Annotated in this window: 5 protein-coding genes; 2 read left to right on the top strand and 3 right to left on the bottom strand. The window is 69.3% G+C overall.

The features are described from left to right. The first annotated feature begins 566 nt into the window (after nucleotides 1–566). The gene (locus tag CA983_RS12440; protein ID WP_086600956.1) at nucleotides 567–860 is read left to right on the top strand and encodes a hypothetical protein; all 294 of its coding nucleotides are present in this window, start codon (nucleotides 567–569) and stop codon (nucleotides 858–860) included. A gap of 544 nt (nucleotides 861–1404) precedes the next feature. Here CA983_RS12440 and CA983_RS12430 read toward each other — a convergent pair. Both CA983_RS12430 and CA983_RS12425 read right to left on the bottom strand, forming a co-directional pair. Further along, nucleotides 1405–2034, bottom strand: a complete 630-nt coding sequence (locus tag CA983_RS12430) for a TetR/AcrR family transcriptional regulator (RefSeq protein WP_086600954.1) — start codon at nucleotides 2032–2034, stop codon at nucleotides 1405–1407. An 82-nt stretch (nucleotides 2035–2116) separates the two neighbouring features. Further along, nucleotides 2117–6091 carry a type I polyketide synthase gene (locus CA983_RS12425; RefSeq protein ID WP_158101857.1) on the bottom strand — a complete coding sequence of 1325 codons (3975 nt, stop codon included), beginning with the start codon at nucleotides 6089–6091 and terminating at the stop codon, nucleotides 2117–2119. Nucleotides 6092–6343: 252 nt separating this feature from the next. Between CA983_RS12425 and CA983_RS12420 the strand changes: the two genes are divergently transcribed. Further along, on the top strand, nucleotides 6344–7378 hold the full coding sequence (locus CA983_RS12420) for a helix-turn-helix domain-containing protein (protein ID WP_086600952.1): 1035 nt from the start codon (nucleotides 6344–6346) through the stop codon (nucleotides 7376–7378). 83 nt (nucleotides 7379–7461) lie between these two features. Here the strand turns inward: CA983_RS12420 and CA983_RS12415 are convergent, their stop codons facing one another. After that, nucleotides 7462–9060: an FAD-dependent monooxygenase gene (locus CA983_RS12415; RefSeq protein WP_086600951.1), complete on the bottom strand. Its 1599-nt coding sequence runs from the start codon at nucleotides 9058–9060 to the stop codon at nucleotides 7462–7464. Between the last annotated feature and the right edge of the window lie 184 nt (nucleotides 9061–9244).

The following is a 9244-nucleotide window of genomic DNA, read 5'->3' as shown; positions in this document are numbered from 1 at the left end:
GTGGGGGAGCGGTCGCGGGGGAGGACATCGGCACCACTTCCTGCTGTTCGGCGGGGACGTTTGTGTGTCGCCATACCGTAGGAACGTGCAGGTCAGAGGCGTATGTGGTGGGACACCATAGTTCTGGGCGTTGGAGTGCGCGTGCACACCATGGAGGTGCTGACGGGGCGTCGTTGATGGCCGCAATGAGGCCGCCAAGGATGCTGTCTGACTTGCGCTGTTCGGGCATGATGTGGAGGTGCCGTGCTGACTCCCGTACTGGTTTGGTGCTGACTAAAAGCCCATGTCATCACCCGTTCTCACCCCTCCCGGGTGCTGGAGAAGTGCAGTTGACGGCGACCGCACGATCTTGCTCTCGGAAACGCCGTTGCGAGGGTGCTGAGCCGTACGCGCAAGCGCCATATTGGGCTGGAAGATCGCCATGCTCGTCGATCCCGGCCGGCTGTCTCTTTTACCGCCACCGCCGCTCTTCCCTCGCCGAGAGGAGCCGAAGCCGCCCGCAGCGCCGTCGAGCAGGCCCGCGGAGACAAGGCCGCACCCGCCACCTCCCTCGGCTTCGGTGACGCGTGAGCGCCCCCACCTCCGCAGCCGTCACAGCCGGCCGGCACCTCGCCCTCGACCAACTGCGCCAGATCGCCGGATCACGGCACGGAGGCGTCTTTCTCACCCACGTCGACCCGTCCCCCTCCCAGGCCCCCATGGGCTGTGTCGAGGCGCGCATCAGCGTGGGCTGCGCCGGCCTGCCCCTCGCAGAGAACGGGCTGCGGCTGCGCAGCGAGGAGCCCGTCACGCTGTACATCCCGCGAGACTTGGAGACCTCCCTACGCGCCCCTGGTGGCGGGATGTGTCCCTGCCGCTGAACCGCAAGTGGCCCGTTCCGGAGATCACCCCGGAGGCGTCTCGTGACGACCTCGACCTTGTGGGCGAGGGCTGACCGTGGGTGAGCTGAAGCGCGTGACGGAAGTCCTCGCAACCATGTCGGAGGCCGAGCGAGAGCCATAACCCCAGCGATCTCGGGTAGCCCTTCCTGGTGGGGGTTCATGCCGCTGAGCTGCTGAAAGTTCTCTTCCCGAAACTGGCGCAGGTGGTGGTCAAAGCATCGTGCGGATCGCTGAATTGACAGACCATCCGGCGGTACGGGACCTCCATCGGGACCACCGTCGTCGTCACCCCCAGGAGGGCCCGCAACGCATGGTCGCGGGCCAGCCGCACCCCGGACATCAGGTCGTCATCAGCCCGGGAGGGTTCGCAACGTCCACAGCCAGGGGGTTGCCGCGGTCAGCGCGAACGGATCGCCCTTTCCCGTCGTGCTCGCCCCGGGAGGTTCCTCCTGAGGCCCCGCCGGCCTGCCAGGACGATTCCGCTGGTGGTCGAATCCGCTCCGTTCTGGGGCGTCTTCGTCTTCTAGGTCGCCTTCGTCGCGGTCATGCCGTCGAGTAGAAGTTGCAGGATCTGCTGCAACTCTTCCGCCAGTGACCCGGTCGTGTCCGACGACTGGTTGGCCCACCGGTAGAGGGCTCCGAGGTAGACGTCACGCAGAACGTTGCCGACGCCGATGGGTGACATGCCAGGGTTCAGCTCTCCCTGGTCCACCCCACTGACGACGATCTTGGCGAACACCTCCGCGACATACGGCTCCTCGAGGATCGGCCGGCCCGCCTTCACCCAGGCGGTGAGCATGGCGGTGGTGAGTCGCGGTTCCTCCTGGTTGATGCGGGCGAGGACCGCCATACACTGCTGAAGCCGTGCGATCGAGCTGGGCGTGAAGGTGCCGCTCTCTTCCAGGCCCGTCACGAGCGCGGCGCGCCTCCTTTCTCCCCAGGCGCCGATGATGTCTTCCTTGCGCTGGAAGTAGTTGAAGAAGGTGCCACGTGCCACATCGGCGCGCTCCGCGATCTCATCGATGGATGTCTGGTCGTATCCCTTCTCCACGAAGAGCTCAACCGCGGCCAGGTAGAGACGCTCTCTGACCCGTTGCTTGTTGCGTTCCCGGCGGCCGACCGGCGGCGGCGTCGTTGTCGCGCGCGAGTCCATTCCGTCCCTCCTGTTCGTGGTGAGTTCGCCCTATGGACGGGAGATTTTTTATACCACGGTACAAGTTTAAAGGGCCGCCCAGCTACTGTCCTGTCTCTGCCGGTGCGCCGTGCTGTGCGAGGCTCTTGCGCAGGCCGGCGATGCTCTGCGCGCCCAGGAGCCGGCCGGCGGTGATCTCTATGCCGTGGCTGCGGTGCAGGCGCTGCCGGAGCTGGGAGGCCATGAGCGAGTCGAGGCCGAGTTCGCGCAACGACCGCCGCTCGTCGATGTCCGACGCCGGCATGCCCAGCAGCGCTGCGGAGTACTCGAGGAGGGCCTCCGAGGCACCGCCGGGGCGGGAGGGGGACGGGGCCGCGGGATCGTTGGAGGAAGCCTGCTGAAGCGTGGTCCGCGCAGCAGGAGGCGATACGGCGGGGTGCAGGAGGCCGGTGAGGAAGCCGACGCCGAGGGGCTCCGCGACCTTCCTGACCAGGCCGGCGAGCGGCGCCGCGTACTGCTCGGAGACCGCCGAGACGAGCGCGGAGACGTGCGCCAGCGGCGTGTTCGCCGGGGACGTCCGTGCGAGGCGCCGCATGTGGATTCCGGAGAAGCGCGCCAGGACGCGACGGTCCGGTGCGATCAGGAGAACGTCGGCGACCAGTGAGGCTCCACCGTTCTCGGGTCGTACGGTGCTCACACTCCAGAACTCCGGTTCCGGTTCCGCGTAGAACCGGACCGAGTCGAAGGACACGGGAACGTAGGCGATGTCGTCGCCGCCGGACGTGGCTCCCGGTCGGGCCGCCAGGAGTGGCTGCAGGCCCGTCTCCCAGCCGACGCGTGGCAGGGGCCTCGTCGGCCGCACGAGGGCCACGGCCTCGCCGTCGCGTCGCCACAGGTGCTCCACGGCCCGGAACGGCTCGGCGATGTCGTACCCCTGGCGCCGCGCGAAGGACGGGAAGTCCTGTCCTCCCAGGTAGTCCCGGCACCGTGCGAGCGCGGAGTCGAGGGCGTCCGAGGCCACGGGGGCGGCATCGTCGGTGTCCGTCACGACGACCCGGCCGGAAGCGCAGAGGACGGGGGCGGGGGCACCCCGGACCGAGGCTCGCACTGTCACCTCGCGGGCATGGTCCGGGGGCCCGTCCAGGGCCACCTGGAGGGTCGTGTCACCCGCCGCGTCGACGGGTACGTGCGCGTCGCCCAGCCGCACGTCCCGTAGTTCGAACGATGGGCCGCTATCGGCCTCCCGCGCCGTCTCCAGCATCGCCTCGAGATACACGACGGGCGGCACGGGCGCGACTCCGTGGAGCGCTACGCCGTCGCCCCAGTCGGCGGTCGCGGCCCAGGACGAGAGGTCGATCCGCCGGACCCGGGAGGTGCCGGACCGGCGTGCGGTCACCGGGTCGGCTGTCTCGCGTCGGTACGGCACCGCGTCCCAGGCGTACGTGGGAAGCGACGGCAGGTGCCGTGGGCCGCCGCCGTACCATCGCCGCCAGTCCACCCGCCCGCCCTGGGCGAACAGCCGGCCGGCCGCCCGGGCCAGTTCGGCGGACTCGTCGCACGCGCGGTGCAGCGAGGCCACCGCGGCGGCGTCGATGTGGTCGCCGCCCAGCGTGTCCTCCATGGCGGCGACGAGGACCGGATGGGGACTGACCTCGAGAAAGACGCTCTCCGTCTCGTGGCCCACCTTCCGTACGGTGTCGGCGAACCGTACGGGGCGGCGCAGGTTGTCGATCCAGTACTCAGCCGTCAGCTCGGCGCCCTCGATCTCGGAGCCGTACACGGTGGAGACCATGTCCGCCGCGCCGGACACCGGGGAGAGGCCGTCCAGTTCCGTCAACAGGTCCTCGCGCAGGGAGTCCATCTGCGGCGAGTGCGAGGCCACGTTCACCTTCACCGGGCGGCACAGGATGCCGCTCTCCTCCAGTTCGGCCTGGAGGGCGGCAAGGTGCATGGGGTCGCCCGCGAGGACGGTCGTGGTGGGGGCGTTCTCGACCGCCACGCACACCGCCTCCCCGTAGGCCTCGGCGTACTGCCGCGCCCGGGCGGCCGACAGTTCGACGGCGAGCATGGCGCCCCGTCCCGCCGTACGCTGCATCAGCCGGCTGCGCCGGCAGATCACGGCGGCCGCGTCGTCGAGTGACAGGGCGCCGCAGACATGGGCGGCGGCGACCTCCCCCATGCTGTGGCCCATGCACCGACTTGGCTCCACACCGCGTTCGCGCCAGGCGGCGGCGAGCGCCACTTGTACGGCCCACAGGAGGGGTTGGACGACGCTCACGTCAGTGGGCAACTCGTCGTCGGACGTCAGCCGTTGCACGATCGACCAGCCGAGTTCCCCGCGCACGGCCCGGTCGCAGGCGTCCAGCGCCGTCCGGAAGGCGGGCGAGGAGCGGTACAGGCCCCGGCTCATGCCCGCCCACTGCGAGCCCTGCCCCGAGAAGACGAACACGAGGTCCTTGTCACCCGACAGACCTGCCTCCCCTGTCCCCCCGTCGGGAAGGGTCTCGCCGGCGGCGAGGGCGCGCAGTCGCCGCGACAGGGAGTCGTGGTCGTCGCCCACGACCCAGAGCCGGTGCGGATGGGCGTCGCGCCCGGTCGCCGCGGCGGAGCAGATGTCGCCGAGCCGGTACCGGCGCCCGGCCCCGGACGGGCCGAGGTAGGCCGCGTAACGCTCGGCCAGGCGACGGAGGGAGCCGGGTGTGCGCGCGCTGAGCACGAGCAGATGGGGCCCGGTGTCCGTGGCGCCGCTCCGGGGGTCGGGCGTGGGCTCGGGGACATGGGCACCGACGACGACATGGGCGTTGGTCCCGGACAGACCGAAGGAGCTGACGCCGAGCAGGGCGCGGGAACCGGCCGCGTCCAAGGGCCGGTTGCGGGTGACGACGCGAACCGGGAAGTCGTCCTGCGTGAGCAAGGTGTGCGGCTCGTCGAGATGCAGCGACGCGGGGATGACGCCGTGCCGGAGGATCAGCGCCGTCTTGATCAGTCCGGCGATGCCGGCCGCGGCCTCGGCGTGACCGAGGTTGGTCTTGGCCGATCCGGTCAGCAACGGCCGGCCCGCCGGCCGGCCCGGTCCGGCCGCCTGGGCGAGCGCCTGGAGCTCCACGCCGTCCCCGACGTTCGTTCCGGTGCCGTGCGCTTCGACGTAGTCGAGTTCCGAGGGCTTGACGCCGGCACTGTTACAGGCCTCGCGCACCATGTCGGCCTGGCCCTGTGCGGAGGGACGGATCAGCAGCCCGCTGCCCGCACCGTCGTTGGTGACCGCGCTGCCGAGCAGGACCGCACAGACGGGGTCGCCGTCCCGGAGCGCGTCGTCCAGGCGCTTGAGCACCACCACGCCCACGCCCTCGCTGCGAACGAACCCGTCGGCGCGGGCGTCGCCGAACCGGCAGCGGCCGCCGGGGGAGAGCATGTCTCCCTGGGAGTAGGCGATGGAGTCGTGCGGGGACAGGATGACGTTGACGCCCGCGGCGACGCACAGGTCGCTCTCGCCGGTGAGCAGACTCTGCCGTGCGGCGTGCACGGCGACCAGCGACGAGGAGCAGGCGGTGTCCAGTACCACGCTCGGCCCGCGTAAGTCGAGGGCGTAGGAGACGCGGCCGGCCGTGACAGCGCGCAGTCGGCTGCCCACCATGCTGCGGACATCCGGCTCGTGGGCCCGGGGGTCGGTCTCCGCGTGCTCGGCTGTCGCCTGCCCGACGAACACACCGCCCCGGCTGCCCGCGAGCCGGGAGGGGGGTATCCCGGCCGACTCCAGGGCTTCCCACACGACGTGCAGCAGGAGCCGCTGCTGCGGATCCATGGCGCGTGCCTCCGCGGGCGAGACGCCGAAGAAGGCCGCGTCGAAACCGAAGGGGTCGGTGAGGAAGCCGCCGTGCCGGGACACGGTTCGGCCGGGGGTCATGGGGGTGGCGTCGTGGCATTCGCCGACGTCGAAGCGCTCCTGTGGGACCGGGGTCACGGTGTCGGCGTTGGTCACGAGGGCGTCCCACAGCTCGTCGGCACTCTCGATCCCCGGAAAGCGGCACCCCATCCCGACGATCGCGACGGGTGTCGGGCTCGACAGGTCGGTACGCATGGAGGACTCCAGGTTTCCAGTCAAGGGCGAGTCGGGTGATCGATCAAGTCGGGATACAAAAATACACTCGCGACCATTATTCGCCTGGGATGCGCTCATGCTCTCCATGAAGACTCAGCTCCACGCAGTCATATGTGCACGTTTCATACGGTTTTGGTATTTATGCGTCCCTAAAAACTTGGACTTGCGTTCATAAGTGCGCTCGTGTTTAATCTTGGGTTCCAGTTGCCGAAGTGCGTAAGGGGGAAGGCTGTGGATATCGCTCAGATCGTTCCGCTGATAGGCGAGGAGGAACTGGCGGCCTATCAGTTCCTCGTCGCGTCCGGCGGAGCCAAGCTCGACAGACTCGCGAGCAGTCTTGGGTGGGGCGCGGGCCGGACGGAGCGTGTGCTGTCCAGGCTGAGGAAGATGAGGCTGGCGCGATCCGAGGCGGAGGGCCGTAGCGACTGGGTCGCGGTCCACCCGGAAACGGCCAAGCTCCAGTACGCCAAGCCCCTCTCGGGCGTCATCGACGCGTGGCAGGCACAACTGGACGGGATCCGCGAGCAGCTCAACGCGCTGTCCAATCTCTGCGCCGACGACGCCGAGGACCAAGGGCTCAGCCCTGTGGTCACGATCGAGGGTGCCTCCGACCTCCGTGAGGTGCTCGAGGGCTGCGCGGCACGGTGTGCCGAGGAGGTGTTCGCCGTACAGCCCCTGGGGCGGGGAGCACCGGCCCTCGCCCGCGATGTGGTCTGCGAGGATTCCGGACTGATGACGTCGGCGGTCGACGTGCGGGTATTGCTCCCGCATGTGTCCCGCTACGACGCGGACGTGCGCGAGTGCGCCGAACGGATCTCGGCGTCGGGAGGCGAGGTCCGGACCACCGCCGCGTCCTTGCCGCCGCTGATCGTCTTCGACCGCTCCGTGGCGTTCCTGCTGGACGGCGAGGACACGGACAAGGCGCACATGGTGAGGCATGGAGCCCTCGTGGAGTTCATCGTGCACATGGTGGTGAGCGCCTGGGCGACCAGTGTGGTCTTCCAGAGGACGGGCGGCAGCAACCGGCTCCCGGAGTGGCTGACCCAGGAGACGAAGACCGCGATCGTTCAACTGCTCGCCGCCGGTTACAAGGACGAAGTGGTGGCCAGGCGTTTGGGCATCGGTGTGCGGACGTGCCGCAAGTACATCGCCGAGATGTTCGGTGACCTGGGAGCGCAGAGCCGGTTCCAGGCCGGATGGATGGTTCGCGACCACATGCTCGCGCCAGGCCCCGAGAAGGCCGTGGCGGATCACAACGTGGCCTGAACGGCGGATCCTTCTGTGCCGCCGGTGCCGCGGCGGCGACTCGGCGGAGTCGCCGCCACTTGTCTCTCCCCCGTACGCTCGGATCAGCGTGCGAGTACCGCGCTCAGGGCTGCCGTGAGTTCACCCTCCGGATCGCCGACGGCCTTCTTGGCACGCCAGGCCACGACGGCGTCGGGGCGTATCAGTGTGGCGCCGGTCGGTTCGACGCCGTAACGGTCGCACCAGGTGGTGTCGCTGTCGACGAAGCGGTCACCCATCCGGTACGCGGCCAGGGTGACTCCGAGATCTCGGGCGACCTTTTCGGCGGCGGTGACCCACTCGGTGGCCTCGTGCCCCGCCAGGAACACGAAACCGCGACCGAACAGGTCATGCGTGGAGAACTCACGCAGGCCGTCGGAGAGGACGACGTGCGGGGCCCGTCCCCCCGGGCGGCCGGTGGGGTTCCACGGATCCTCCTGGAGGCTGCCGTCGTCGTCTGCCTCGGTGCGGACCGCGGGGGAGTGGCAGCGGAAGCCCAGGAATTCCTTGGGCATGGGGATGGGGGCGTTGGGATCGGCGGGGTTGTAACTGGCGGGGACCCGGCCTTCGGAGATCTTGGCCAGCTCGAGCTCCCGCTCGAGAGTGATGGTGACGATGGGGCGGCGCTCCATCTCGTACGTGTCCAGCAGGTCGGGGCCGGCCTGTCCGGTGAGAACCAGGGAGAGCCGCCAGGACAGGTCGTAGGCATCCTGGATGGCGAGGTTGCCGCCCTGACCCCCGTTGGGTGGGCAGGCGTGCGCGGAGTCGCCGGCCAGGAAGACGCGGCCCTCGCGGAACCGCTCGGACAGCTTGTGGTTGATGGGGAAGAAGCGGGCGTTGACGAAGGTGACGTCGATCTCGGGGTCGCCGATGGCGCGGCGGATCCGCTCCAGGCAACGCTCCTCGGTGAAGTCCTCCGGCGTCTCACCCCGCTCGGGGAAGTAGTCGACCCACAGGGTATGCCGCTGAGAGCCGTCCAGGATGAAGCTGGATCCGCTGCCCGGCATTCCGATGACCTCGACCGCCCCCTTCTTCACGTACCGGGTCAGGTCGGCCTCGAAGGTGATGATGTACATGTGGCCGATGGTTCCGCCGCCCTCGACGGGGATGCCGAGCATGTCCCGGACCTGGCTCGTATTCCCGTCGGCGGCGACCAAGTAGTCCGCCTCGACCACGTACTCGTGGCCGGTGGCCGCCTCACGGAGGGTCGCGGTGACCTTCTCCTCGTCCTGGGTGAGGGAGACCAGCTCGGTGCCAGGGCGCAGGTACGCGCCGGCCTCCTCGGCGCTGACCCGGAGGATCTCCTCGACCTGGGCCTGCGACACCCAGGCCAGCGGTGGCACCGAGGACAGCTCCTGCGGGTCGGGCTGCCCGGCCTCCGGGTCGAGGAAGCGTCGCTCGGGATCGGCCAGGGAGGTGCCGTGGCTCATGCGGGGCCACTGCGCCTCCCCCATGGCGGTGCGGAGTCGCCGGGCCACGCCGGGCAGCGTGTTGAGCAGTTCCTGAGAACGGGTGTTCAGCCCCCATGCCTTCGGCAGCGTGCCGGGACTCGGTCGTCGCTCCACCAGAAGCGGGCGCACACCACGTGCGGCAAGGCTCAACGCGGTGGTGAGTCCCGTGTAGGCGCCACCGACGACGAGTACGGGAACTCGCTGGACTGACATGGAATGTGCCTCCGTTACTGCTGTATTCAGAGCCGGGTCGGAAGAGCGTCGGATAAAGGGCCTTTTTCTCGCCGCGGTTGTGCAGCGAGTTGCCAGGCATGTTCTTGCACGACTCTGCCCAGCGTGCTGCGAAAATCCGTCAATGCCAGACTGCCGTTCCGGATGGGCAGTCGGCCATCACCTC

This window comes from Streptomyces swartbergensis, assembly GCF_002148965.1.
Taxonomy (GTDB): Bacteria; Actinomycetota; Actinomycetes; order Streptomycetales; family Streptomycetaceae; genus Streptomyces; species Streptomyces swartbergensis.
This window is presented reverse-complemented; position numbering and strand designations above follow the sequence as displayed.

Coding starts and splice junctions, on each gene's coding strand:
- CA983_RS12430 (WP_086600954.1), bottom strand. CDS start 2,034: ATGGACTCGCGCGCGACAACGACGCCGCCGCCGGTCGGCCGCCGGGAA.
- CA983_RS12425 (WP_158101857.1), bottom strand. CDS start 6,091: ATGCGTACCGACCTGTCGAGCCCGACACCCGTCGCGATCGTCGGGATG.
- CA983_RS12415 (WP_086600951.1), bottom strand. CDS start 9,060: ATGTCAGTCCAGCGAGTTCCCGTACTCGTCGTCGGTGGCGCCTACACG.